At 60.1% G+C, this 24,665-nt stretch carries 22 protein-coding genes; 15 read left to right on the top strand and 7 right to left on the bottom strand.

The window, feature by feature from the left end:
• Positions 1 to 31 precede the first annotated feature (31 nt).
• Positions 32 to 2,422 (bottom strand): phosphoenolpyruvate synthase, encoded by a 2,391-nt coding sequence (ppsA, locus tag Q1A32_RS02855; protein ID WP_299649251.1) that lies wholly within the window; start codon positions 2,420 to 2,422, stop codon positions 32 to 34.
• Between the two features lie 30 nt (positions 2,423 to 2,452).
• Between ppsA and Q1A32_RS02850 the strand changes: the two genes are divergently transcribed.
• The 4 genes from Q1A32_RS02850 (at position 2,453) to Q1A32_RS02835 (ending at position 5,554) form a co-directional block, all read left to right on the top strand.
• Positions 2,453 to 2,968 (top strand): GerW family sporulation protein, encoded by a 516-nt coding sequence (locus Q1A32_RS02850; RefSeq protein WP_299649244.1) that lies wholly within the window; start codon positions 2,453 to 2,455, stop codon positions 2,966 to 2,968.
• Between the two features lie 8 nt (positions 2,969 to 2,976).
• On the top strand, positions 2,977 to 3,528 hold the full coding sequence (locus Q1A32_RS02845; RefSeq protein WP_299649238.1) for a DUF2953 domain-containing protein: 552 nt from the start codon (positions 2,977 to 2,979) through the stop codon (positions 3,526 to 3,528).
• A complete protein-coding gene (locus Q1A32_RS02840) occupies positions 3,525 to 3,779 on the top strand; it encodes a hypothetical protein (protein ID WP_299649232.1) in 255 nt (84 codons plus the stop codon). The genes Q1A32_RS02845 and Q1A32_RS02840 overlap by 4 nt, the downstream gene beginning before the upstream one ends.
• 197 nt (positions 3,780 to 3,976) lie before the next feature.
• Positions 3,977 to 5,554: an oleate hydratase gene (locus Q1A32_RS02835; RefSeq protein WP_299649227.1), complete on the top strand. Its 1,578-nt coding sequence runs from the start codon at positions 3,977 to 3,979 to the stop codon at positions 5,552 to 5,554.
• 91 nt (positions 5,555 to 5,645) lie between these two features.
• On the opposite strand, the gene Q1A32_RS02830 is transcribed toward Q1A32_RS02835, so the two are convergent.
• On the bottom strand, positions 5,646 to 6,176 hold the full coding sequence (locus tag Q1A32_RS02830; protein ID WP_299649220.1) for a hypothetical protein: 531 nt from the start codon (positions 6,174 to 6,176) through the stop codon (positions 5,646 to 5,648).
• Positions 6,177 to 6,403: 227 nt separating this feature from the next.
• Here Q1A32_RS02830 and Q1A32_RS02825 point away from each other — a divergent pair, with 227 nt between their 5' ends.
• From Q1A32_RS02825 to Q1A32_RS02790, 8 genes are all read left to right on the top strand, one after another.
• Positions 6,404 to 7,597, top strand: coding sequence for a pyridoxal phosphate-dependent aminotransferase (locus tag Q1A32_RS02825; RefSeq protein WP_299649217.1), 1,194 nt, complete (start codon positions 6,404 to 6,406; stop codon positions 7,595 to 7,597).
• Positions 7,587 to 9,287: an AMP-binding protein gene (locus Q1A32_RS02820; RefSeq protein WP_366141194.1), complete on the top strand. Its 1,701-nt coding sequence runs from the start codon at positions 7,587 to 7,589 to the stop codon at positions 9,285 to 9,287. Before Q1A32_RS02825 ends, Q1A32_RS02820 begins: the two co-directional genes overlap by 11 nt.
• Positions 9,284 to 10,336: a pyruvate dehydrogenase (acetyl-transferring) E1 component subunit alpha gene (gene pdhA, locus Q1A32_RS02815; protein WP_299649211.1), complete on the top strand. Its 1,053-nt coding sequence runs from the start codon at positions 9,284 to 9,286 to the stop codon at positions 10,334 to 10,336. The genes Q1A32_RS02820 and pdhA overlap by 4 nt, the downstream gene beginning before the upstream one ends.
• A complete protein-coding gene (locus Q1A32_RS02810; protein ID WP_299649208.1) occupies positions 10,329 to 11,309 on the top strand; it encodes an alpha-ketoacid dehydrogenase subunit beta in 981 nt (326 codons plus the stop codon). Before pdhA ends, Q1A32_RS02810 begins: the two co-directional genes overlap by 8 nt.
• Positions 11,306 to 12,403 (top strand): dihydrolipoamide acetyltransferase family protein, encoded by a 1,098-nt coding sequence (locus Q1A32_RS02805; protein ID WP_299649205.1) that lies wholly within the window; start codon positions 11,306 to 11,308, stop codon positions 12,401 to 12,403. Before Q1A32_RS02810 ends, Q1A32_RS02805 begins: the two co-directional genes overlap by 4 nt.
• Before the next feature lie 3 nt (positions 12,404 to 12,406).
• Positions 12,407 to 13,513: a Glu/Leu/Phe/Val dehydrogenase gene (locus Q1A32_RS02800; RefSeq protein WP_299649203.1), complete on the top strand. Its 1,107-nt coding sequence runs from the start codon at positions 12,407 to 12,409 to the stop codon at positions 13,511 to 13,513.
• Between the two features lie 90 nt (positions 13,514 to 13,603).
• Positions 13,604 to 15,007 carry a DASS family sodium-coupled anion symporter gene (locus Q1A32_RS02795; protein ID WP_299649200.1) on the top strand — a complete coding sequence of 468 codons (1,404 nt, stop codon included), beginning with the start codon at positions 13,604 to 13,606 and terminating at the stop codon, positions 15,005 to 15,007.
• Between the two features lie 565 nt (positions 15,008 to 15,572).
• The gene (locus Q1A32_RS02790; protein WP_299649197.1) at positions 15,573 to 17,111 is read left to right on the top strand and encodes a hypothetical protein; all 1,539 of its coding nucleotides are present in this window, start codon (positions 15,573 to 15,575) and stop codon (positions 17,109 to 17,111) included.
• A 9-nt stretch (positions 17,112 to 17,120) separates the two neighbouring features.
• On the opposite strand, the gene Q1A32_RS02785 is transcribed toward Q1A32_RS02790, so the two are convergent.
• Both Q1A32_RS02785 and Q1A32_RS02780 read right to left on the bottom strand, forming a co-directional pair.
• On the bottom strand, positions 17,121 to 18,713 hold the full coding sequence (locus Q1A32_RS02785) for a trypsin-like peptidase domain-containing protein (RefSeq protein ID WP_299649194.1): 1,593 nt from the start codon (positions 18,711 to 18,713) through the stop codon (positions 17,121 to 17,123).
• A gap of 94 nt (positions 18,714 to 18,807) precedes the next feature.
• On the bottom strand, positions 18,808 to 20,040 hold the full coding sequence (locus Q1A32_RS02780) for an APC family permease (RefSeq protein WP_299649191.1): 1,233 nt from the start codon (positions 20,038 to 20,040) through the stop codon (positions 18,808 to 18,810).
• A gap of 474 nt (positions 20,041 to 20,514) precedes the next feature.
• Between Q1A32_RS02780 and Q1A32_RS02775 the strand changes: the two genes are divergently transcribed.
• From Q1A32_RS02775 to Q1A32_RS02765, 3 genes are read left to right on the top strand one after another with little or no spacing between them, the layout of a single operon-like run.
• Complete coding sequence (locus tag Q1A32_RS02775; protein ID WP_299649188.1) at positions 20,515 to 21,525, top strand: permease; 1,011 nt, start codon at positions 20,515 to 20,517, stop codon at positions 21,523 to 21,525.
• A gap of 16 nt (positions 21,526 to 21,541) precedes the next feature.
• Positions 21,542 to 21,784, top strand: a complete 243-nt coding sequence (locus Q1A32_RS02770) for a thioredoxin family protein (protein WP_299649185.1) — start codon at positions 21,542 to 21,544, stop codon at positions 21,782 to 21,784.
• Entirely contained in the window at positions 21,781 to 22,026 is a 246-nt protein-coding gene (locus Q1A32_RS02765; protein WP_299649182.1) for a hypothetical protein, read from the top strand. Before Q1A32_RS02770 ends, Q1A32_RS02765 begins: the two co-directional genes overlap by 4 nt.
• A 17-nt stretch (positions 22,027 to 22,043) precedes the next feature.
• On the opposite strand, the gene Q1A32_RS02760 is transcribed toward Q1A32_RS02765, so the two are convergent.
• Genes Q1A32_RS02760 through Q1A32_RS02750 form a run of 3 tightly spaced genes read right to left on the bottom strand, consistent with a single transcriptional unit; the run spans position 22,044 to position 24,662 of the window.
• Entirely contained in the window at positions 22,044 to 23,789 is a 1,746-nt protein-coding gene (locus tag Q1A32_RS02760; RefSeq protein WP_299649179.1) for a SulP family inorganic anion transporter, read from the bottom strand.
• Between the two features lie 11 nt (positions 23,790 to 23,800).
• Entirely contained in the window at positions 23,801 to 24,358 is a 558-nt protein-coding gene (locus Q1A32_RS02755; RefSeq protein ID WP_299649176.1) for a rhodanese family protein, read from the bottom strand.
• Positions 24,339 to 24,662 (bottom strand): helix-turn-helix transcriptional regulator, encoded by a 324-nt coding sequence (locus tag Q1A32_RS02750; protein ID WP_299649173.1) that lies wholly within the window; start codon positions 24,660 to 24,662, stop codon positions 24,339 to 24,341. The genes Q1A32_RS02755 and Q1A32_RS02750 overlap by 20 nt, the downstream gene beginning before the upstream one ends.
• Between the last annotated feature and the right edge of the window lie 3 nt (positions 24,663 to 24,665).

Here is a 24,665-nt window from a genome sequence, read left to right as displayed (position 1 = left end):
GGTTGGTCATGTGCGATGGACGGCATTGGTCTTAGGTTTTTTCGGATACGTCTTCCGCCGCAGCCACATTGCGCAGAACCTGCACAAAGCTGTCGGGCGTCACTGAAATCGTATCAATCCCAAACCGGACCAGATGCCGGGCATATTCGGGATCGTTGCTGGGTGCCTGCCCGCAGAAACCGACCTTTGATCCGGCTTTGTGCGCCTCGCGGATCACCCGCTCGATCATCCATAGGACGGCTGGGTCGTCTTCGCGAAACAGTGGCGCCAGCGCGTCGGAATCCCTGTCGATGCCAAGGGTCAGCTGTGTCAGATCGTTGGAGCCAATGGAAAACCCGTCAAACCGCGCCGCGAATTCATCCGCACGCAGCACATTCGACGGAATTTCGCACATCACATAGATCTCAAGCCCGTCTTGCCCGCGTTCCAGCCCATGTTCTGCCATCACGGCGAGAACCTTGTCCGCCTCTTCGGGTGTGCGGCAAAACGGAATCATGATGACGACGTTCTGAAATCCCATCTGGTTGCGCAGGCGTGCAATGGCCTGGCATTCCAGCGCAAAGCCGTCACGATAATTGTCCGAGTAGTAGCGCGACGCTCCCCGATACCCGAGCATGGGGTTGGATTCTTCGGGTTCGAAATCGCGTCCGCCCAGCAGATCGGCATATTCGTTGGTTTTGAAATCGCTCATCCGCACGATGACGGGTTTGGGATAGCAAAACGCGGCGATACGGGACAAACCGCGGGCAAGCCGGTCGACGAAATAGGCGGGCTTGCTGTCATATCCGGCGGTCAAGCGTTCAATCTCTGCCCGTGCGGCGGGGTCGCTGACCCTCTCGAAATGCGCCAGCGCCATGGGGTGGGTGCGCACGGCGCTGTTGATGACAAATTCCATCCGCGCCAGCCCGACCCCGTCCACCGGCAGGCGCCACCACCGCAGCGCCGCACTGGGGTTGGCAAGGTTCAACATGACCTTGGTGTTTGTGCTGGGCAGCGCGTCCAGTGGCTCCTCGGTCGCGCTGATGTCCGACAGGCCCTGGGTGACCACGCCTTCCTCGCCACCGGCGCAGGACACGGTCACATCCTGTTCGTCGTGTAGCACATGGGTGGCATTGCCGCATCCAACGATGGCAGGCAGGCCGATTTCACGGCTGACAATCGCCGCATGGGATGTGCGCCCGCCATGATCGGTGACGATGGCCGCTGCGCGCTTCATGATCGGCACCCAGTCGGGATCGGTGGTGCTGGTCACCAGAACCGAGCCGTCGATGAACCGGTCAATGTCGGCTGCATTTTCGATGATCGACACGCGCCCGGCAACGGCAGCCGTTCCAACGCTGAGGCCCGACAGGATCACGGGGCCGGGATCGTTCACGGTGTAGCGTTTGAGGGTCCCCATATCCGCGCGCGATTGCACTGTTTCGGGCCGCGCCTGCACGACATAAAGCGCCCCGGTCACACCGTCACGCGCCCATTCCATATCCATTGGTTGACCATAATGGTCCTCGATGATTTTGGCCTGTCGGGACAGGTCCAGTATCTCGGCATCACTCAGCACATGGCTTTGTTGTTCGGCCTTCGATGTCGGGACATTGCGCGGTGTGCTGTCCGCGCCGTAGATCATCTTGATCGCCTTGGCCCCGCACCGTTTTTCCAGGATCGGAGACAGGTCGGCGTTGTCCAGAAACGGCTTGAACACCTGGTATTCATCCGGGTCCACGGCACCCTGCACGACATTTTCGCCAAGGCCCCAAGCGGCGTTGATCAGCACCACATCCGGAAACCCTGTTTCGGTATCGATCGAAAACATCACGCCCGACCCGCCGGTATCGGCGCGCACCATCTGTTGCACGCCAACCGAAAGGGCGACCTGATCATGGGCGAACCCTTGCATCTGACGGTATGCAATCGCGCGGTCCGTGAACAGCGATGCATAGCAGCGCTTGCAAGCATCAAGCAGGGCCGCCTCTCCGATCACGTTCAGATAGGTTTCCTGCTGACCGGCAAAACTGGCATCTGGCAGATCTTCGGCGGTGGCGCTTGATCGGACGGCAACAGGCACGTCCGTATCGCCCACGGCGGTGCCCAATGCGCGATACTCACTAACAATTGCATCGCGCATGTCGTCGGGCCATGCCCCGTCCAGAATACGACCGCGCGCGGCCTTGCCAGCTGATTGCAGGCTGATCCGCCCCTGTGCCAATGCGTCCAATTCGTTGGAAATCGCGGTTTGCAGATCATTGTGGCCAAGAAAGGCACGAAAGGCATGGGCCGTGGTCGCATATCCGGGCGGCACGTGAATGCCCTTTGGGGCCAGCGCGCCGATCATCTCGCCCAGTGAAGCATTCTTGCCGCCCACAAGATCGAGATCTGTGCGGGTGACAGTGTTCAGGTTCAAAATCAGCGCTTTTTTGCGATCCATCTGCGGCCTCTCGTGCTTGGGTCCGACCCCATGATGCGGCAGGCATGTGCAAGTCCAGTTGATGGAAATCATTCTCCGGGCGTGGTTTCGGGCAATACAATCAGCGGCGGATTGAGCAATATCAAGGGTGCCTGGCGGCATGCTGGCAGATTTCGGGTCTCAATTCAGAAAAGCCGGAGTGCTCAAATGGAAAACGTTGAAAGACTACTCAAAGGGACCGTGGAGGAACTGGATCGGCTGCTGAATGCCAAAAATGTCTTGGGCGATCCGATTGAAAAGGGGACCGCGACGGTGATCCCAATTGTCAGCTATGGGTTTGGTTTTGGCGCAGGCGGCAGCGACAACGGAAAATCTGGCAATACGTCGGGTACCGGTGCCGGCGGCGGTATCAAACCGCTTGGCGCGATCATCATTGACGACCAGGGTGCACGGGTTGAATCGGTGCAAGGTGCCATGACAACCTTTGCCGAGGTTCTTGGCACGACAGCCGGCAAGGTCATCGATACGGTCGCCGACAAACCGAGAACCAAGAATACAAACGGATAGGCGCGCCGATGTCCCTTGCCCTGATGGTCTTGGTGGTCGTGCTGGTGGGCATGCTTGTCTTTCTGATCGTTGCCATGCTCATGCCGCTTCGGATCGAATTGGTCCTGACCAAACACGAAGCATGGCGGTATAAAGCCGCGTGTCGTGCGTTTGGGCGTTTTGGTCCGCGTATTTCTCTGTCAGGCCACAAAGCGCAGGCACAGGAACCGCAGACATCTCAATCGGCGCGGCGCCTCAGGGGGCGGACCAATCTGCTGCGCGTGATCCGGGCGGGGGCGCGCTTTGGGGTGGATATTCTGCATCGCGCCAAATTTGATGCCGCCAGGTTGGATATGCAATTTGGCACGGGTGATCCGGCGGAAACGGGCCACATATTTGGTATGCTGACACCGGTGATCTACGGAACTGTCGCCAGCTCGCGCCTGTGTCTAACCGTAGAGCCTGACTTCGACCAAGCCATTTTGAGGGGACGAGTAGATCTGGACCTATCTGTGGTGCCGGCACGTCTTCTGCTGCCTGCCGCCCGTTTCGGCTGGTCCGTATTTGGACCAAAGCGATGAGCTGGACGGTCGATATGCCGGTTCAGGTCGGCGACACAGTCATCGCGGCGATTGTTGATTTTAATGTGTCCGTCCGGGCTTTCGGGTCAACGCTGTCGGGGAGGGCGCAGAAAGAACCGTTGCTTGTCCTGCAATTCAGGGCGGGACGTATTTCGGGCCTCGATATGAAGGGTCATGCCTATGACGCCGACGAGATCGAGCTGTTGTACCCAACAGCCATCGCCCAGATACGCGCCACTTTACCAGGCTGACTGAGGATCATAGGCAGATCAACGTCCAAACCGAATGGATCGCGCGCTTGCGGTGTCGCACAGCACCCTGATCACGTTGCGCTGACGGCTGCGGGCCTGCGTAACGGCCACCTCTAAGGACCCTGTCCGGGGGGCTGCCCAGTTCTGCTGCGGCAACGCAGAGCCCTTCGGGCCTCGCAATCGAAGAAGGATGACCAATGACAATTGCGGCACGTAATCATCAGCATCACATCGTCGGCGGCGGCATCGCCGGTCTGGCAACAGCCGTTTTCCTGATCCGTGATGCAGGGGTCAGGGGCGAGGATATCCATATTTACGAGCAGCTGGCCAAGGTTGGCGGGTCTCTAGACGGGTCCGGCAACGCCGCGGACGGATACATGATCCGCGGCGGGCGCATGTTTGAAGAACACTTCGCCTGTACCTTCGATCTTTTAAACACGATCCCATCTGCGGATGATCCTGAGATATCTGTCACCGACGACATCATGTCCTTCAACCGCATGGTTCCTGGCGCGTCCAACTGCCGGTTGGTTCAGGATGGGAAACCCGCCGAAGATCGCTATGATCTCACGCTCACCGGGCATGACATTGTTGATATCAACAGGCTGATCCTGACACCCGAGCGGTCCCTGAATAGTCAGAGCATCCAAGACTGGTTCCGTCCGACGTTCTTTGACAGCAATTTCTGGCTGATGTGGTCGACCATGTTCTCGTTCCAGCCCTGGCATGCGCTGATCGAGTTGCGGCGCTATTTGCGGCGGTTCATTCACCTTTTTCCCGGGTTCACACGCATCGCTGGAATTCTGCGCACGCGCTATAATCAATACGACTCTCTTATTGCTCCCATCCTGACGTGGTTGCGCGACCGGGATGTTCAAATCGCGACCGGCACAGAGGTTTCGGATGTGGTGATCGATGGCACAGGGCAGGGGCGCGCTGTCTCGGCCCTTGCGCTGGCCGACGGACGCATGGTGCCGGTCAGCGCAACGGATCGGGTTTATCTGACATTGGGGTCGATGACCGACGGCTCTGTCATCGGCTCAAACGACCGGGCGCCGGGCCTTGATGACAAAGAGGGGGGCGCTTGGCGGCTTTGGCGCAAGCTTGCCGCGCGAAACGAGGGTTTTGGCCGCCCGGAGGTGTTTTGCGGGGACATTGACAAAACGGCGTGGCATTCGTTCACGGTGACCATGGATGGACCCGATTTCTTCGAATTCATGGAGGATTTCACCAATAACCGCACCGGGACCGGCGGACTTGTCACATTCGCGGACGCAAGCTGGTTGCTGTCCATCGTGCTGTTTCATCAGCCGCATTTCAAAGATCAGACACACGGAACCTACACGTTCTGGGGATATGGTTTGCGCGGTGCCCGCACGGGTGATTTCGTGAACAAACCGATGTGGGAGGCGACGGGTGACGACATCATTGCAGAGCTTGCCGGGCACCTGAAACTAACCGAACAGCAGGTCGCATGGTTTGACGGTGCGCGGGTTCTGCCGTGCCGGATGCCATTTATCACCAGCCAGTTCATGCCCCGCGCGCCGGGTGATCGGCCCAAAGTGCAGCCTGATGGCGCGCAGAATTTCGCGGTGATCGGGCAGTTCTGTGAATTGCCGCGCGATTGCGTTTTTACGGTTGAATACTCAGTTCGATCGGCGCGCAGTGCCGTGGCTTGTCTGACAGGTTGCACGGACCCACCCCCGCCTGTCGCGCGGACCGACCTCGATCCCATGGTGTTGATCCGGGCGGGCCGTGTCTTGATGGGATTGTAGGTGTTCTCGGAACTTGAGCCGGGAACTGCTCGGATCGCCATTTGGTCTGCGGTGTGCCTGACAAGGCAGGGATTGCAGAGAGCGGAAAGGTTCAGAACAACTTGCGCCATCCCACCACCAAACCGGTGGACCCGCTGTCCACGTCGTAGATGCCGTAACCGTCCGACCGATGATGGAGCCTGAAATACAGACTTGTGTCCAGCGACGTCAAAGCGAATTCCGCTTCGGCCATCCAATAGAAGAAATTCTGCTGCGAGGCCCCTTTCCGGTCAATCTCGACCTGTGGAATTTCTGTTGCATGCGAAACACCAAGACCAAAGGCCACGCTAGTGAGCGCTTGTGGAACAGGGTTCTCCGGCCTGTAGCGCATGACAATCGGTAGGTTGACCTCAAAATGGTCTTGCCGTCCAAAATGGCGCAGGGCTTGTAGCTCAAAACCGTAGCTGAACCGGCTTGTTCCAATCTGGCGGTCCCAGCCCAGCCCAAACCCAATAAGAGCAGAGTCCGCAAGCTCAAGTCGACCGGGCGTGACAACGTCATGCCATCTGTTTTCCGTCATGATCCCGACAAAACCCGTATAGTACCGGTTTCGTTCAGCCTGTGCGGTACCAATTGGCAGCATACACATCATCGCAAATGGGACCGCACGGATCGAAGCAAGCATCATTGTGGACCTCGGACCTGAAACCTGAGCTCGGCTGAGTTCTTCAAATCATCTGGTCGGCAACTTAACGGCGCGCCGCCGTATTCCAATTGACTTTTGACAATCAGAGCGCCGGGAAAACGGGTACGCTTTGAAGCCTCTGGGATAATGCGAACAGCCTCGTTCTGGTGGCAAGGAGGTTCAGGATGAATGAGATGATTGCGCCAAGGGCACGGCTGGTTGCATCCAGATCGCGCGACTTGGCGATATCAGCAATCAAGGAAATGTCGATCCGCAGTGCACAGATCCCCGACGCGGCATCGCTGGCCTGGGGGTTGCCATCCTTTCGAACGCCCGCACCGATCAGGGCGGCGGTTGCCGAAGCGCTTGAAAGCGATTTTAGCTTGGGCATGTACACGTTGCCCGGTGGATTGCCGGAGGTGTGCGAGACTGTCGCCGCCGCGCATGAATACAGGACCGGTGTGCGTGTCGATGCGGGCAAGAATGTAACGATCACTGCCGGCAATATGGAGGGGCTGAACGCGCTTTTCGGCGTGCTTGTCGATCCCGGCGACGAGGTGATCGTGACCGATCCCGGATTTGTGTCCCACATCAGTCAAATCCGGTTCAACGGAGGCGTCCCGGTGTTCTGGAAGATGCACGAGGGGCGCGGATGGGAGCCTGACATTGCTGAGCTGCCCGCCCTGATTGGTCCGCGGACCAAGGCGATTGTTCTGGTCACCCCGTCAAACCCCACGAGCAGCATTCTGTCGGAGGCCACCCTGCGTGCTGTAGCCAAGCTGGCGCGCGCTCACGGGGTGCTGGTCATTCTGGATGATCCCTACAGCCAGTTCACCTATGAAAACCGGGCGCAGTATTTCAATCTGGCGTCCCTTCCGGAATACGCCGACACTATCGTCTATCTGTTCACCTTTTCGAAATGCTACGCCATGAGCGGGTGGCGCGTGGGCTATATGGTGATGCCCGCCGCGCTGCGCGCCGAGATCGTGAAGGTGCATGATCTGACAATGATCTGTACGCCGCGCATTTCCCCGCTTGCCGCCAAGGCCGCGCTGGAGGGCGACCAATCCCATCTCGCGGACTTCGAACGCACACTCGACCGCAGGCGTCACCTGATCTGCGAGCGGCTCGATCGGCTGGGTCACGTGTTTCAGTACATCCGACCACAAGGTGCCTATTATGTGTTCCCCCGTGTGATGATCACGCACGATGATGATGTCGCGTTTGCGCACCGGCTGCTGGATGAGGCCCAAGTTACCGTCACGCCCGGCAGCGCCTTTGGGCCTGCGGGCAAACATCATGTGCGCATGGCCTTCTGCGTCGAAGACGACGTCATCAATCAGGCATTTGACCGGATGGAGGCGTATTTTGGCACCTAGCGCAGCCTTACAAAGCTATCTGCACGGGGTGTCTGACAGGCCACTGGTTGGCATGACAGTCGGCCAATTGCTGGAGCAGACCGCCACCAAACATCCCGATACCGACGCTCTTGTTGTGCCCTATCAGAACCTGCGGTGGAGCTATGCCGAGCTGAACCGCCAAGCCGATGAGATGGCAGCGGGTTTGCTGGCGTTGGGTCTGGAACCGGGGGACCGTGTGGGGGTCTGGGCGCCAAACATGGCCGAATGGGTGGCCCTGCAATTTGCAACCGCGAAGGCCGGGCTGATCCTCGTGAACATCAACCCGGCCTACAGGCTGGCCGAATTGGAATGTGCGCTCAACCAGACCGGGGTGTGCGCCTTGATCACGGTGCAGACTTTTAAGACCAGTGACTATATGGCGATGCTGAACGCGTTGATGCCGGAACTGGCGGGGGCGCAGCCGGGTTGCCTGTCAGCGGCCAAGATACCGACACTGCGCTGGGTGATCACGCTTGAGGGGGCCGCGACGCCCGGCACCATCACTTATGAAGAGGTCAGGGCACGGGCGACGGAAGGCACGCGCCAGCAGGTAAAAGAGCTTGCCCAGACCCTGCAATTTGATGACCCGATCAATATCCAGTTCACCTCCGGCACCACCGGGCGGCCCAAGGCGGCAACGCTGACGCACCACAACATCGTCAACAATGCGCGTTTCACCGGGTTGCAGATGAAGCTGACCCATCGCGACCGGATGTGCATCCCGGTGCCGATGTATCATTGCTTTGGCATGGTGCTGGGCACGCTGTGTTGTGTGGCGCATGGCGCTACGATGGTTTTTGCCTCTGCCGGCTTCGACGCGGAAGCGACAATGCAGGTGGTCGAGGCCGAACGCTGCACCGCGCTGCACGGCGTGCCGACGATGTTTATCGCCGCACTCGACAGTCCGGGATTTGCGGCGCGCGATCTGACCTCGCTGCGCACTGGCATTATCGCTGGGGCACCGTGCCCTGCCGAGCTGATGAAACGGATCATGTCCGAGATGCACATGGACCAGATCACCATCGCCTATGGCATGACCGAAACCGGACCGGTCAGCACCCAGACCAGTGTCGACGATCCCGTCCAGCGCCGGGTCGAGACGGTGGGCCGGGTGCTGCCACACACCGAAATCAAGATCGCGGATGGTGAAGGCCGGATCACCCCGCGCGGCACCCCGGGCGAATTGCTGACGCGCGGCTATTGCGTGATGCCGAAATACTGGAACGATCCCGAAAAGACGGCGAGTGCGATTGACGAAGCGCGCTGGATTGCCAGCGGCGATATCGCCGTGGTGGACGATGAGGGCTATTTCCAGATCGTCGGCCGTATCAAGGACATGCTGATCCGTGGCGGCGAGAACATCTTTCCGCGCGAGATCGAGGATTTCCTCTATACCCATCCGGCCATCGAGCAGGTCGAGGTGATTGGCGCGCCTGACGAAAAATATGGCGAAGAAGTTTGTGCCTGGATCAAGCTGCGAGAGGGTCACAGCTTGACCGAGGAGGATATCCGCGCGTTCTGCAAAGGTCAGATCGCCCACTTCAAGATCCCCCGCTACGTCCGCTTCGTCGATGAATTTCCGATGACAATCACCGGCAAAGTGCAGAAATTCGTGATGCGTGAACAGATGGCGCAGGAACTGGAGCGCGCGAAGGAGGAGGAGAAATGACTGGCAACTTGCCCGACTGCAGCGCCTTTCTGGATGCAAAGGGTCAGGTGCTGCGTGAACTTCCAGACTTTGCCCGCGATGCTGAAACGCTGATCACGCTTTATTCCATGATGGTCAAAACGCGGGTGTTTGATGCCAAGGCCATCGCTTTGCAGCGCACCGGGCGCTTGGGCACGTATGGCTCGAGCCTCGGGCAGGAGGCGATCAGCGTGGGGGTTGCCAGCGCGATGTCTGAAGCGGATGTGTTTCTGCCTTCTTTCCGCGAACATGGCGGGCAGTTGTGGCGCGGGGTCAGCATGGAAGAACTGCTGCTCTATTGGGGCGGTGACGAGCGCGGCAATGACTTTGCCGGGCCAAGGCAAGATTTCCCTGTCTGCATTCCAGTCGCTTCGCACTTCCCGCACGCAGCGGGTGTTGGGCTGGGGCTTGCGCACAAGGGGACGGGTGGTGTGGCCGTGGCAATTGCCGGAGATGGCGCCACCTCGAAAGGTGATTTCTACGAGGCCATGAACGTCGTTGGGGTCTGGGAGCTGCCAGCGGTCTTTGTGATCAACAACAACCAGTGGGCCATCTCAATGCCGCGGGCCGAACAGACGCGGGCGGAAACCCTTGCACAAAAGGCCGTTGCTGCCGGCCTGCCGGGTGAAGTGGTGGACGGCAATGACGTGATTGCGGTGCGCGAGGCAACGAACCGTGCGCTGGACCGGGCGCGGGCAGGGCAGGGCGGGACCCTGATCGAATGCCTGAGCTACCGGTTGAGCGATCACACCACCGCCGACGACGCAAGCCGCTACCGCGAGGATGCCGAGGTCAGCCGTCACTGGAAGACTGAGCCCTTGGTGCGATTGCGCACTCATCTGGTGGCCGAACATGGCTGGTCAAAGGACGACGAAGAAGCCCTGCTGCGCGACAGCCGGACCGAAACCGAGGCCGCCGCCGAACGGTATCTGGCGATGTCACCACAACCCGCGCGCGCCATGTTCGATCATCTCTATGCCACCGCTCCGCCGGACATCGCGGCACTGGCCAAGGAGATGGGCGATGGCTGATCTGACCATGGTCGAGGCGATCCGCATGGCGTTGTCCCGCGCTTTGGAAGACGATCCGGATGTCATCATCTTTGGCGAGGATGTCGGGATTGATGGTGGGGTATTCCGCGCCACGGATGGGCTGATGCAGCGGTTTGGTGCTGCGCGTGTGCGCGACACGCCCCTGTCGGAAACAGTCATCGCAGGTATGGCGGTCGGAGCCGCAACACAGGGGCTCAGGCCCGTGGCGGAGATACAATTCATGGGTTTTCTGTATTCTGCGATTGATCAGCTTGCGAACCACGCTGGACGGTTGCGCAACCGCACGCGAGGGCGCCTGAGTTGTCCGATGGTGCTGCGCGCGCCCTTTGGCGGCGGCGTCAAGGCACCCGAACACCATTCCGAAAGCATGGAGGCAATGCTGGCTCACATTCCGGGGCTTCGGGTGATTGTCCCCAGCACTCCGGCGAGGGCCTATGGCTTGCTTCTGGCGGCGATCCGCGATCCGGATCCGGTGGTGTTTCTGGAACCCAAGCGACTTTATCGTGCGCTGAAAGAGCCGGTGGCCAACGACGGGATTGCCTTGACCCTTGACTGCGCGCTGGTGGTGCGCGACGGCAGCGATCTGACCATCATCGCCTGGGGCGCGATGGTCGCGGAGGTGGGCCGGGCCGCGGATGCGCTGGCGGAGCGGGGGATTTCGTCCGAGGTGATCGATCTGTCCTCGCTCAAGCCCATAGACCGTTCAGCGGTTCGCGCATCGGTGCAGAAAACCGGCCGCTGCATCATCGTGCATGAGGCCCCGCTGACCGCTGGCCTGGGGGCCGAGATTGCCGCTGATCTGGCTGAACACTGCCTCACCAGCTTATTGGCCCCGGTTGTAAGGGTGACCGGCTATGACACGGTGATGCCCTATGCGCAGCTCGAAGACCGTTACATGCCGGATGCCGCGCGCATCCAGGCGGCGGCCCAGCACGTGATGGAATTCGCATGACTGTCTTCACGCTTCCCGATCTTGGTGAGGGCCTGCAAGAGGCTGAAATCGTCGCCTGGCATGTATCGCAAGGGGACCACGTAATCACGGACCAGCCGCTGGTATCGGTCGAGACCGACAAGGCCGTGGTCGAGGTGCCGACGCCTTTTTCGGGGACGATCAGCAAGATCATCGCGTCGGAAGGAGATGTCGTGGAGATAGGAGCGCCGCTGGTGGACATCGCAACCACAGTTGGAGAGGACAAGGGTGCAATCGTGGGCGAACTGGAGGAACGTGCGGCGGAAGCTGGCCCAACTCACAGGCCCTCAGCGGACCGACCGTCGCCTGCTCCAAGTGCCACACCCGCCGTGCGCCAACTGGCGCGGGAGAAAGGTGTCGATCTTGCCACGCTCACCGGCAGCGGCCCCGGTGGCGCCATTCTTTCCAGCGACGTCCTCGCGGCGCAAAGCGGGTCAGTGGCGGGGGATTCTTTGCACGGTGTGCGCCGGTCCATGGCCCGGGCGATGGCGCACTCTCGCGACACTGTGGCGCCCGCCACCGTCACGGACCGCGCCGATATTCACCGCTGGGATGCGCGCGAAAATGCAACCCTGCGGCTGGTGCAGGCCATAGCGGTGGCTTGTGTGGCTGAACCCGCCCTGAACGCCTGGTTCGACGGTACATCGCGGCAGTTGCACAGTCATCTTGACCTCGCCATCGCCGTGGACACGCCCGACGGCCTGTTTGCGCCGGTCCTCCGCAAGGTGGACACCAAGGACGATCTCGTGCCGGTCATCGCCGCGTTGAAAGCGGCCGTTAAGGCACGGAGCCTAAAGCCTGAAGCCATGCGTGATGCGACCTTTACCTTGTCGAATTTCGGTACTCTGGGCGGTGAATTCGCAGAGCTGGTTGTTACGCCGCCACAGGTGGCGATCCTCGGTGCCGGACAGATCAACGACGTCTGTCTTGCCGAAAACGGGCAACCCGTAGTGCGTCGGGCGCTGCCGCTCTCGCTGACGTTCGATCACCGGGTGGTCGCGGGTGGCGAGGCCGCGCGCTTTCTGGCGGCGGTGCGCGCTGATCTTGAACGGCCAACACATGGCGAAAGGGAATAGACCATGATGTCAGTCTTCGAATTGGTGGATGAAACCGGGCCGGAAAAGATCATCCACATCAACACCCAAAGCGCCGGACTGCAGGCCATCGTTGTCATCGACAACACAGCGATTGGCCCGGCTGTGGGCGGTGTACGAATGGCACCCGACGCGGACCTGCAGGAATGCATGCGTCTAGCCCGGGCGATGAGCCTGAAGACCGCAGCCGCCGGCTTGCCACATGGCGGTGGCAAGTCCGTGATCATCGCTGATCCGTCCTTGTCCATGCCCGAAAAGGAGGGTCTGATCCGCGCGTTTGCGCAGGCGATTGCCTGGGTCACGGACTATATTCCCGGCCCTGACATGGGCACGAATGAAACCTGTATGGCGTGGATTCGGGACGAGATGGGCCGCGCGGTCGGTCTGCCGCGTGTCTTGGGCGGCATTCCATTGGACGAGATCGGCGCGACCGGTCGCGGGGTTGCCGTGGCCACCGACGTCGCGCAGGCGTTTTGCGGGATCACGCTCGACGGTGCCCGCGTGGCGATACAAGGATACGGTGCCGTAGGTCGACACGCTGCCCGTTGCCTTGCTGGACAAGGCGCGCGCATTGTTGCTGTTGCAGACTCGCGCGGCACTGCCCTCAACCCGAGTGGGTTTGACCTTGATCGTCTCGACGCGCTGAAGGTCAATGGGGCATCGGTCATCGACTATCCCGATGCCGAGATCGCGGAGGGAGAGGCAGTTATCACAGCGGACTGCGATATTCTGGTGCCCGCCGCCCGACCGGATGTGATCACCCTGTCCAATGCCGATGCTATCAAAGCCAGGTTGGTCATCGAGGGGGCCAATATCCCTGCGACCATTGAGGCTGAAGAGGCGTTGTACAAACGCGGCGTGCTGGTCATTCCGGATTTCATCGCGAATGCCGGTGGTGTGATCTGTGCCGCGGTCGAGTGGCGCGGCGGGACCGAGGCACAGGCGATGTCCACGATCAGCGAGCAAATCGGTCGGAACACCCAAGCGGTGCTGGACATCGTGAAAGACAAGGGCATTCCGCCCCGCGACGCTGCCAATTCCCTGGCCGAAGTGCGGTTGCACGAGGCCATGGCGTTGCGCCGGGGGTACTGAAGTGGATGTAGCGTGCGAACACTGCGCGGAGCGGTTCGTTGACATACTGCGAAGTCATGGTTCTCGTGCTGCTTGGGCAAGACGGCCGGTATGAACTCCGAACGTATCGTACTGGGTGCCGGCGCTGTTCTTTTGCTCATCCCCCTGATCTTTAGTGCGCCCGATGGACTGTCCGAGGGGGCATGGCGGGCGTTCGGTCTGTTGTTGATGATGGCGCTCTGGTGGTTGACCGGTGCAGTACCGCTGGCCGCCACCGCTTTGCTCCCGCTTGCGCTTGCACCCTTGCTGGGGATCGCTCCGATAGCTGATGTGGCCGCACATTACAGCCATCCCCTGATCATTCTGTTTCTCGGCGGGTTCCTGTTGGCAAAGGCAATTGAGCGCTGGGGCCTGCACCGAAGGCTTGCCGTCACGCTGCTGGGTTTCGCCGGGCAAAGCCCGCGGCGGATCCTTGCGGCGATGATGGCGACAACCGCATTCCTGAGCCTGTGGGTCAATAACACCTCTTCCGCCATGGTAGTGGCCCCGGTCGCCGGGGCGATCGCCGCATCCCAGATGGCGCACCCGAAATTCGGCACCGCATTGATGCTGGGCGTCGCGTTCTCGGCAACGATTGGCGGCATGGGCTCCCTTATCGGAACACCACCAAACGCGATATTCGCCGCCCACATGAGTACGACATACGGGATCAAGATTGGTTTCGCACAATGGGCCATGATCGGGCTGCCGACCGCCGTTATCCTGCTGGCGGTCGCTTGGGGCGTGCTGGCGCGCATCTCGCCACGCGTGTCGCCGGGCACGCTGCAAATTTCTTTCGGTCAGGATATCGGCGCGATGAGCGCAGCCGAACGGCGGGTTGCGGTCATCGCGGTTCTAACCGCCGCCGCCTGGATCGCGCGCCCATTGCTTGAATGGGCTTTGCCCGCTGTCGCTGTGACGGATGCCGGAATTGCTATGGCCGCTGCGGTCAGCCTGTTCCTGGTTCCGGCGGGCGGGCACGAAAGGTTGCTCGATTGGGAGACCGCAAAGACGCTGCGATGGGATGTGCTCATTCTGATGGGCGGTGGCCTTGCGCTGGCCGGTCTGGTCGAGCGGACCGGGCTTGCCACGTGGATAGGCGGACAAACCCAGGCATTACATGATCTTCCCACGCTGGTTCTGGTCTTTCTGGTTGCCGCCCTGATCGTCTATCTGGGCGAGTTGGCAAGTAATACGGCGATGGCGGCCATCTTTCTGCCGATCGCGAGTGCCTCGGCGATAGTACTCGACGCCGACCCGATAACCTTCATTCTACCGGTCGCGCTTGCGGCTTCCATCGGGTTCATGCTTCCGGTCGCTACCCCACCCAATGCAATCGTTTTTGGTTATCCTTCCGTCACGCGCGCCGACATGCTGCGCGCCGGGGCCTTGCTCGATCTGGTCGGCATCCTGATCGCGGCCGCCATGGGCGTGATATTTGGGCCATATGTATTTGGTACAGGTGTTGCGCGCTGACCGGTGACTGGTCCCGTTTGGCAGTGCACATGCCAGGATCACGGAGTTCGAGCTCTTCCGAAAAACAGCGCCTTCGACTTGGATCGAGCGTTAGATCGCGACATCCGCGAGCTTGTGTCTCAATGCGACAATGAAATCCTAGGAAATCTATGACTGAGTGCAGGGGAGGATGGAAATACTGACGGTTGTGCGCCGCCAAAAGCTTTTTCGCGTAAACGACCCGATGGCGGACAGCTTGGTGCAAGGGTTTACTGCCGTCTGGCGTGTTGATCTTTCGCAAAGTTCCTTGCGGAATTGAGCCTATGCTCATCAAATACGCTACCGTTTGGCACCATCGTTCATGTCTTGATCTGTTGATACTGTAAATATCGGCGACCGTGCCAAGTCACGTTGATGGTTGATGGCCGACCAGTGCAGAAAAGGGGACTGACCGAAGTTTTGGAATTGAATGTGCGTTTCACGTATCACTGAACGGTGCAAAAGTTGAATGAACTGGCAAGACCAAAATAGTCCCACGGACAGAAGATCCTGGTTTCAGAGGGTTTTTCTGGATCTCGCCCGCCAGATGCGATGGACTTATTTGCCGCCGCTTCTGGTCTATTTTGCGGCGGGGGTATCCGGCTTGACCTCGGTCGTATCGGCGTTTTTCGTCAAGGATTACCTGGATCTGACGGCGGCTTTCATCGCAGGCCTTGGCTTTTGGGCAGGGTTACCTTGGATCCTCAAGCTGCCGCTGGGACATCTGGTCGATCTGTTCTGGCGCTGGAAAGCGCTTTTGATCCTTCTGGGGGCCGGGCTGATCGCGCTGTCACTGCTGATCCTGTACGCGATGGTATCTCGGCCGGACGAGATGCGTGCCATCCTTCCGCTTGGGACGTGGTTCGTGATCGCGATCCTTCTGTCACCCTCCGGCTACGCCATTCAGGACGTTGTGGCGGATGCCATGACGGTCGAGGCGGTGCCACGCACCGACGACACCGGGCGAACGTTCACCGAAGCGGAATCGCGCGTGATGCACACCACGATGCAGACGCTTGGACGGATCGCGATTATATCGGGGTTCGTTTCGGTTGCGGCAGTCAACATCTGGATCTTTGCCGATACCGAGGCGTTGCCGCGCGCGGCAAGGCTGGACCTTTATGCAAGGGTTTACCTGATCGCCCTCGCCATCCCGGTGATTTCGGTCAGCGGCGTCGTCTTTCACACACTTTTCCAGCGCAGAGAGGCAGCCAAAGGCAGGCCGCAGGAACGGGCGGATGGCGAGACGGAGGTTGACTGGAAGATTCTTGGCGGTGGTTTGGTTTTCGCGGTGCTGAGCGTTGTTTTAGGCACCTCTGGCCTCGCGTACTCCCAAGAGATTGTGTTTGCCGTCTCGCTGGCGATCATTCTGTACCTGATCCGGCAATTGCTGAAGAACCTCAAGCCAGAGGCGGCGCGGGTGCTGATCGGTACGGCGGTGATCATTTTCGTGTTCCGCGCTGTGCCGCTTCCCGGGCCGGGCCTGACGTGGTTCGAGATTGACGAACTCAGGTTCGATGAACAGTTCCTGTCGATCCTGTCGCTGATCACCGCGTTGTTGGCGCTGGCCGGTCTAGTGATCTTGCGTCCGCTGATGGCGCACCGGTCAATTGCTTACATCGTGGTGCTTTTGACCATCGCGGCAGGCATTCTTTCGTTGCCGAATATCGGGCTGTATTACGGGGTGCACCACTGGACGGCGGCCCAAACCGGCGGGATCGTTGATGCTCGTTTCATCGCCATTCTCGACACAGCAATTGAATCCCCGCTGGGTCAGATCGCCATGGTCCCGATGCTGGCATGGATTGCCCGCAATGCGCCGCCCGAACTGAAGGCCACATTCTTTGCCGTCATGGCGTCGTTCACCAACATGGCGCTTTCGGCCAGCAGCCTGGGTACGAAATACCTCAACAAGATTTTCGTGGTTTCCCGGGCGTCGGTGGATCCGGTTTCTGGCGCGCCATTCTCTGCGTCCGATTACTCGCAATTGGGTCAACTGTTGGTGGTCGTTGCCGTGATCTCTGTCGCGGTGCCGCTTCTGGTGGTGCTGGTTGTGCAAAGCTCGCCCTACCGCACATCTGAATGACAGCCCGCGTCAGTCGGCCCGGATGTCCGCCAGAAGTCGATGCACTTCGGCCACCGGAACACCGATATTCGCACCCCCGAACTCCGGCAGGATCGCCGCATTCACGGCAACAACATCGCCGTTGCTGTCCAGCGCCGGACCACCACTGCCCCCAATGGCCGTTTCCGCATCATAGATGACTGCGTTTGCGGTGATCTGTGCGATGATGCCGCGACTGGCGAGGGGCGCTACTCTGTTCTGCTCGGACAGCAGCGTTGCAATTGTCCAGAAGTCCGTTTCGCCTGCCTCTTCCCGTGCGTCAAGAAAACTGCGCCCGGCCTGTGCAATCAGGGCGCGCAATCCCGTGGGATATCCCATAACGATCACTTCATCACCGACCTGTGCAGAACTCTGCGACAAGGTTAGTCCGCGGCCGTTTGCGGCCTCGGCACTGATCGACAATAGCGCAAGGTCGGCATCGTCGCTGGCACCGACAAAGGTTGCATCGACGGGCGTGGTCAGACCGGTCAGGAAGGCAATCAACTTGAGCATCTCTGGTGCCAATCCCATCTGTTCGAACGCGCGCAACCGGTCGCTGCTGGTCCAAGGCTGGGCAACGTGCCGGTTGGTGACCAACAGCCCACCGTCCTTGAGCAGGAACCCTGTTCCGGTGAACTGAAACTCCAGCGGTTCGCCGGTGCCGTCGGCTTCGACCACCGGCTTGCCCAGCGGTGTCTGCAACGGCGTGCCGTCTGGACCCAGAACATGGCGCAAGAGTTTTCCGCTGGATGTCTGACGCAGCCCGTACGCGCCCTGCAGGAACGCCACCGAAGCTGTCGAGCCGCTGATGACCCGGGCAGACGCGCCGAGCCGACGCTCAAGCGTGGCAAGGCGCTCTGTGTTGGTGGTCAGTTGCAGATCGAGTTGTTCACGCAGCATCGCAAGCTCATCCGCTGTCAACGCCTCCTGCCGAGTTTCCGCAAGGGCAATGGACATGGCTTCGAGGCGCAAGGCCTCTGCCTCGATACTCTCCTGAATGCGCTGGTCGCTTTGGTATTGTATCGCGACGAACGTGGTCAGAACCACAAGCACGGCGATGACCGTTATGCGGAACACGATAGATGTTTCCAGCACCAGCCTGCTTGCACCATAGAACAGCGCCCCGGACAGACGCGATCTGAAGGGGCGGCGGCTGGTGCGCGCATAGGCCACCGCATCGCTCAGGATTTCTTCGACGGGCCAGCGGGTCGGAAAGGCGTCGCGACATAGACGGAACCGCGACATCGGACCGTTTTCCCCGAATTCAATCATATCGCCGTGCAAAAGATGCGCAGTTCCGACTTTGCGCCCATTGACCCAAAGGTTGTGTCCCGACAGGGCTTCGATCTCATAGGTTTTCCCCGACCAGGCCAGGCGCGCGCGTGTTTCGCGACTGGGGGGAGTATCCGCATCCGGTACAACCCGCAGAACGCGACCGGCGTCGACGCTGATCTGCGCCTGATCCGAAGAGACCCACGCGATTTTACCACGCGCCGGGCCGGTCAGGTTTTCCAGAAGGGCGCGGACGTCATCGTCGGGTGATTGCGCGGCGTCTTCCGGCGTGAGAGTTGCTTTTCGGACCAAGGATTGTCCTGACATGAACGGTTAGGGTGCGTTGAACGCAATGGTATTAGGAGTGCATACGTCGGTCCATGCTGTGTTCACGCGATGCCGATCCCTAGCCGCCGGCCAGCGCGGAACCCAACACCAGCGCGATGCAAAATATCGTGCCCGCAATTGGCACAATGATGTGCACCGTGAACGCGCCGTGGGGCGCCGGCACCCGCTTCAACTTGAACCACACGAGTGCGAAATTGATGATTGCAAAGATTGTCAGCAGTACCTCTGAGGACGTCTCGGCCAGTGTGTCAAGCGGAGTGAAGACCGCCAGAACCAGCACGACGGCGGCAACAAGGACAGTTGCCCGCACCGGCGTCTGCGTGCGCGGTGACACCGCACCCACCCACGCGGGCAACCGGCCCGCCTGTGCCATCCCGTAAGTGACGCGGGCCGCCATGATCAAAATGATGACCACCCCGTTCATCGTTGCAAGGATGGCAATCAGGGTGATGGCGAGCGGCGGAAATCCGGCCAGACGTTCAAACAGCAGGCTGATCGGGGCCGCGGTACTGGCCATCTCCTCGGCAGTGGCAATTTGCGTGCCTACGAACGAGACCAGAACATACAGGATAGTCACCGTGGCCAGCGTGATGCCTATCGCCCACGGCATGATCCGTGCGGGGTTTTTCGCCTCCTCGACGAGGTTGACGACATCGTCAAATCCAATGAAGGCGAAAAAGGCGATCATGCTGGCTGCCAGCACGCCGGACACTGCTGGCCAGTCGCCAAGTGGCGGAACAAGTGAACGTGGCAGGTCTGCGAGGCTTCCGGGATCCTGGGTGAACGCGAGAACGATTATAATCAGCAGACCAGCAACCTCGACCAGCGTCATCACACCCGCGATGGTCACGGATTCCCGTATGCCCCATGCGGCAACCGTGGCCATGAGGACCACGATACAGGTCACCAGAACCTCGCTCGGTAGGGCGATCAGTTCGGCGACATAGCCCGCCGACCCCACGGCGATGGCCGCCGCCGCAATCATCGCTTCGGCCAAAACGGCGAGTCCTACGGCGATGGTCAACCACGCAAGGCCAAAGGATTTCTCGACATACACGGCTTCGCCCGCGGCCTGCGGCACACGGCCGGACAGTTCGGCAAAGGACCCCGCAGTAAACCCCATCACAAAGGCGGAAAGCAGGAAGGATGCAGGCGCGTAGGAACCGGCGCGGACGACCGTTTCACCTACCAGAACGTAGATACCGGCCCCGATCGTGACGCCGAGCCCGTAGAGGACAAGTCCGGTCAATCCAATCGATCGCCGCAGCTGAACAGTGTCGGTGTCTTTCATTCTGCTTTGTACCCCAGGAATGACTTCAGAAGCCCAGTTCGGACCAGCATGGCGCAAGATGTCCGGTTCCCCATTGATCAAGCGCAATTGAACAAGTTGCCGTGTCAGCGCTGGTACTTTGTCAAAACAGGTGGTGCAGCAAGGCGTGGATCACGAGCCGCAGGCACACCTGTCTTGGATGACGACCGATTTCGCCTCACACGACGCAAAATGGGCAACCTGACCCCGCCAATGTCGACAGCTTGCCACGAGGGGTGTCCTCGGATTTGGTCAGATCGGCACACAGCTGTTGGATTTGCGGATGGGTATAGTCAGCCAGATTGGTTATACGCCTAGAGTCTATCGGTTCATTGTGCACATTTGCGTGGCAGAGATAGGCCACGGATGGTGCCGCTCTTGAGCGATATCAACATCGTGCGCGCCTGATCCCTTAAACGCAAGGAGACTGCAATGTGATCGGGTGCGACACTTGTCATGCAAGAGATATTTATCTGGCTGAATGATCAACTGCTGCGCATGCAATGGCTGTCGGATTTGGTGACAATGTTGGTGCGGGACGGGTTCGGGTTGGACACGACCGGGCGGATCGGCGGCAGCATTCATTTCTTTATCTATGATGTGATCAAGATCTTTATTCTGTTGTCCGTTCTGATCTTCTGCATTTCCTACGTACAAAGCTATTTCCCGCCCGAGCGCACGCGCCGCATTCTGGGGCAGCGTCGGGGTCTGTGGGCCAATACGGTTGCCGCCCTGCTGGGCACGATCACCCCGTTTTGTTCGTGTTCGTCCATTCCGCTGTTTATCGGGTTCACCAGTGCGGGTTTGCCGCTGGCGGTCACCTTTTCATTCCTGATTTCGTCGCCATTGGTCGATCTGGCGTCGGTCATCTTGCTGGCGAGCATCTTCAACTGGTCCATCGCGTTGGCTTATGTCGCCATTGGCCTGGTTCTTGCCGTGCTGGGGGGCACGTTGATTGGGCGGTTAAGGTTGGAGGATCAGGTGGAGGCATTCGTCTACCAAAGCCCGGTCAGCGACCCTGACAATGACGGAGCGATCAGCAGGCGTGAACGGCTGAGCTATGCCAGCGCACAGGTGGCGGAGATCGCGGGGCGCGTGTGGCTTTACGTGCTGATCGGTGTCGGCATTGGCGCGGCCATCCACAACTGGATCCCCGAGGGGTTCATCGCGGCCCTTTTGGGGCAGGACAAATGGTGGTCCGTTCTGGTCGCAACCGTTGCGGGCGTGCCGATGTACGCCGATATCTTCGGGACCTTGCCCATTGCAGAGGCTTTGGTGGACAAGGGTGTCGGTCTGGGGACCGCGCTGACTTTCATGATGGCCGTCACGGCGCTGTCCTTGCCCTCGATGATCATGCTCAAGCGCGTGGTCAGGCTGCCGCTGTTGGGCGTGTTTATCGGGATTGTCACGGTGGGGATCATCCTGATCGGAATTGTTTTCAACGCGACAGCGCATTTGTTTGTTTGACAGAAGGAGAGGGCATATGAACATCAAGATACTGGGGTCGGGCTGCAGGAAATGCGTGGCTCTGGCCGAGAACGCCAAAGCCGCCGCAGACGCCGAAGGCATCAATGTCGAGATCGAAAAGGTCACCGACATTATCGACGTCGCGCGCTATGGGGTCATGTCGACGCCCGGTCTGGTGATTGGCGACAAGGTCGTGTCCAGCGGGCGGGTTCTGAACCCGTCGGATATTGGCGCGCTGCTGCGGGAGGCGGCGGCATGACCGGGCACAAGCATTGCTACGGCACCATGTTCCACGACAGTTTGCACTTTTCCGAGAATGATCAGATGCAGGGGAAGGTTTTTTCGTTTGAGCTGGACAGTGTCGGGTTGGCGCGGTCGGCGCGCAGTATCCAGACGGATCTCGCGGAATGGGACGATTGCCTTGCCTGTGCGGAGTTTGCGCATTGCTACAAGCTGTGCATGGCGAAACTGGCTTTGGAAAACGCGATCTCGGACAGTTGAGCGCGATGCGACGGGAGTCAGGCGACCTGGCGCGTTGAGCCAGCTTTCAGGTCTGCGACCGCTTCATGCGTGCTGAGGTAGACATTGCCGTCGCCCAGGGTGTGCTCGAAATCGACGCGTTGCAGTTTGTCCATGACGGGGCCTTTCACTTCGGCCATGTGCAAGGTCACGCGCGCGTCGCGCAGGCGTTCGATCAGCGTTTCCAACGTCTCCAGTGCGCTGGCGTCGATGAAGTTCACCGCGCTCATGATCAGCACAAGGTGGTTGATTTGCGGTTGATCCGCGACGCGGGCCAGCAATTCGTCCTCCAGATAGGCCGTGTTGGCGAAATAGAGGCTTTCATCGACCCGCACGATCAGGATGTCGTCGTCGGTGTGCACTTTGTGGCGCAGTACGTTGCGGAAGTGTTCGGTCTCGCCCACGCGCCCGACCACGGCGATGTGCGGGCGGCTGGTGCGGTAGAGGTAGAGCGCGATGGACAGGCCGGCGCCGATGACAATGCCCATCTCGATCCCGATGGTGAGTACGGCCACGAAGGTGACGATCAGCGACAGGGCGTCGGTCTTGTTGTAGGCCCAGGTCTCGCGGACCATCTTGACGTCGATGAGGTTGGCGACGGCCACAACGATGATCGCGGCCAGCGTCGCCTTGGGCAGGAAGTAGAGCAGGGGGGTCAGCAGCAGGACCGTGATCCCGACCAGAACGGCGGTGATGATGGAGGCCAAAGGCGTGACAGCGCCTGCGGTGAAGTTGACGAGCGATCTGCTGAACCCGCCGGTCACGGGATAGCCGCCGGTGAAGGATGCGCCGATATTGGCAGCACCGAGGGCGACCAATTCCTGGTTGGCGTCGATCTTCTGGCGGCGTTTGCTGGCAAGGGATTTGGCCACCGACACGCTTTCGAGAAACCCAACAAGGGAGATCAGCAAGGCCGCTGGCAGCAATTGCTGCATCAATGCGAGGTCGAATGCAGGCAGCGTGAAGGGCGGCAGACCCGCGGGGATATCAGCCACGATGCTGACACCTGCGGATTGATTGAGACCAAGGAGCCAGACGGCGAGTGTGGTGACCAGAACCGCCACCAGTGGCCCGGACTTTGATATTGCATCGGTCACGCCCGCGCTGATGCCTGCGCTTTTCATCCAGGCCCCCAATCGGCCTTTCCAGACCAACAGGATCGCCAGCGATACGGCAGCGATGCCGAAGGTCGCAGGATTGATCTGGCCGATATGGGTGATTGCATGCGCGATTGTTTCGGTAATCAGGTGACTGCGGGGGATATCAAAGCCCAAGAGGTGCTTGAGTTGCGAAAAGCCGATGACCAATGCTGCGGCGCTTGAAAAACCGGATATGACCGGATGGCTGAGGAAGTTCACGAGGAACCCCAGTCGCGCCAGCCCCATGCCCAGAAGGATCGCCCCGCTGAGAAAGGCCAGCAGCACGGCACCGGCCAGATAGCCGACCGTGCCAGCCTCGGCCAATGTGCCCAAGGTCGTGGCCACCATCAAAGAGACAATGGCGACCGGGCCCACGGCCAATGCGCGGCTGCTGCCCAGCAGACCGTAAAAGATCAGCGGCACGATGCTGGCATAAAGTCCCACTTCGGGCGGCAGACCGGCCAGCAGGGCATAGGCCATGCCCTGCGGGACCAGCATGATCGCCACAATCAGACCGGCCATGCCATCGCTGGCCAGCATCTGGCGGTCATAGCCGGGCATCCACTCAAGAAGGGGTAGATACCGTTTCAGCATACCGGTCTGCATGGGTCGTCTCCTTAGATCAGCGCGGGGTCAGCAACCGCCTGCTGGCCGGAGATCACCCGGTTCCAGGGCATGTGTTTCAACATGCTGGCCATGGCGCAGGTGCCGGTGATACCGGACTGTGTCAGACCCGCGCCGACAAAGGCGCTCAGGGCGGCGAACCACGGATTGACAAGGACGGCCAGCACGATGCCCAGAAGCACAAGGCTTCCGGCAGTGATCTGGACCTGCCGCATGATGCTGATCGGCGCGCGGGCGGTCTCGTTCAGCTTATACCCGGCCTCGCGCCAGGCCTGAATGCCGCCTTCGAGCTGATAGACCTCGCGGAAGCCGGTGCGCAGGATTTGCGGTGCCGCGGCTTCGGTCCGGCCGCCGCTGCGGCAGTGGAACACGGCGATCTTGTCGTGATCTTTTGGAAAGTCTTCGGGATTGAAGCCAGAGAGCGGCACCAGATGCGCCTCTGGCACGTGTTCCTTGATGTATTCATCGGGTTCGCGCACGTCGATGAGAACGGCCTTGCCGGATTTCAACAACTCGTGCGTCTTGTGGGCGTCAATTGTCTTGAGCGTCATCTCTTCTCTCCTTTGGTTCTGCGACATCGCCGCAGTATTTCGCGTAGAGGAACTCCAGAACCTCGGCGACGTCGGGATTGATGATGCGATAGAACATCGTCTGTCCCTCGCGCCGTGGCTTCACGATCCGTTCGCGTCTGAGAACGGCGAGTTGCTGGGACACAGCCGTGTCCCGGATGCCAACCGCTTCTGCCAGTTGGCCGACCGATTTCTCGCCCTCGGTCAGAAGGCAAAGGATCATCAGGCGGCTCTTGTTCGACAGGAGCGTCATCAGTTCGCAGACATCATCCGCGGCGGAGTTCATTTC

This window comes from uncultured Tateyamaria sp., from assembly GCF_947503415.1.
Classification (GTDB): Bacteria; Pseudomonadota; Alphaproteobacteria; order Rhodobacterales; family Rhodobacteraceae; genus Tateyamaria.
Note: the sequence above shows the minus strand (reverse complement) of the source record. Positions and strands in the feature narration are given on the sequence as shown.

Excerpts from the sequence above, each read along its gene's own strand:
- ppsA (WP_299649251.1), bottom strand. The coding sequence starts at position 2,422 with ATGGATCGCAAAAAAGCGCTGATTTTGAACCTGAACACTGTCACCCGC.
- Q1A32_RS02850 (WP_299649244.1), top strand. The coding sequence starts at position 2,453 with ATGATGCGGCAGGCATGTGCAAGTCCAGTTGATGGAAATCATTCTCCG.
- Q1A32_RS02845 (WP_299649238.1), top strand. The coding sequence starts at position 2,977 with ATGTCCCTTGCCCTGATGGTCTTGGTGGTCGTGCTGGTGGGCATGCTT.
- Q1A32_RS02840 (WP_299649232.1), top strand. The coding sequence starts at position 3,525 with ATGAGCTGGACGGTCGATATGCCGGTTCAGGTCGGCGACACAGTCATC.
- Q1A32_RS02835 (WP_299649227.1), top strand. The coding sequence starts at position 3,977 with ATGACAATTGCGGCACGTAATCATCAGCATCACATCGTCGGCGGCGGC.
- Q1A32_RS02830 (WP_299649220.1), bottom strand. The coding sequence starts at position 6,176 with ATGCTGCCAATTGGTACCGCACAGGCTGAACGAAACCGGTACTATACG.
- Q1A32_RS02825 (WP_299649217.1), top strand. The coding sequence starts at position 6,404 with ATGAATGAGATGATTGCGCCAAGGGCACGGCTGGTTGCATCCAGATCG.
- pdhA (WP_299649211.1), top strand. The coding sequence starts at position 9,284 with ATGACTGGCAACTTGCCCGACTGCAGCGCCTTTCTGGATGCAAAGGGT.
- Q1A32_RS02810 (WP_299649208.1), top strand. The coding sequence starts at position 10,329 with ATGGCTGATCTGACCATGGTCGAGGCGATCCGCATGGCGTTGTCCCGC.
- Q1A32_RS02805 (WP_299649205.1), top strand. The coding sequence starts at position 11,306 with ATGACTGTCTTCACGCTTCCCGATCTTGGTGAGGGCCTGCAAGAGGCT.
- Q1A32_RS02800 (WP_299649203.1), top strand. The coding sequence starts at position 12,407 with ATGATGTCAGTCTTCGAATTGGTGGATGAAACCGGGCCGGAAAAGATC.
- Q1A32_RS02795 (WP_299649200.1), top strand. The coding sequence starts at position 13,604 with ATGAACTCCGAACGTATCGTACTGGGTGCCGGCGCTGTTCTTTTGCTC.
- Q1A32_RS02790 (WP_299649197.1), top strand. The coding sequence starts at position 15,573 with ATGCGATGGACTTATTTGCCGCCGCTTCTGGTCTATTTTGCGGCGGGG.
- Q1A32_RS02780 (WP_299649191.1), bottom strand. The coding sequence starts at position 20,040 with ATGAAAGACACCGACACTGTTCAGCTGCGGCGATCGATTGGATTGACC.
- Q1A32_RS02775 (WP_299649188.1), top strand. The coding sequence starts at position 20,515 with ATGCAAGAGATATTTATCTGGCTGAATGATCAACTGCTGCGCATGCAA.
- Q1A32_RS02770 (WP_299649185.1), top strand. The coding sequence starts at position 21,542 with ATGAACATCAAGATACTGGGGTCGGGCTGCAGGAAATGCGTGGCTCTG.
- Q1A32_RS02765 (WP_299649182.1), top strand. The coding sequence starts at position 21,781 with ATGACCGGGCACAAGCATTGCTACGGCACCATGTTCCACGACAGTTTG.
- Q1A32_RS02760 (WP_299649179.1), bottom strand. The coding sequence starts at position 23,789 with ATGCAGACCGGTATGCTGAAACGGTATCTACCCCTTCTTGAGTGGATG.
- Q1A32_RS02755 (WP_299649176.1), bottom strand. The coding sequence starts at position 24,358 with ATGACGCTCAAGACAATTGACGCCCACAAGACGCACGAGTTGTTGAAA.
- Q1A32_RS02750 (WP_299649173.1), bottom strand. The coding sequence starts at position 24,662 with ATGAACTCCGCCGCGGATGATGTCTGCGAACTGATGACGCTCCTGTCG.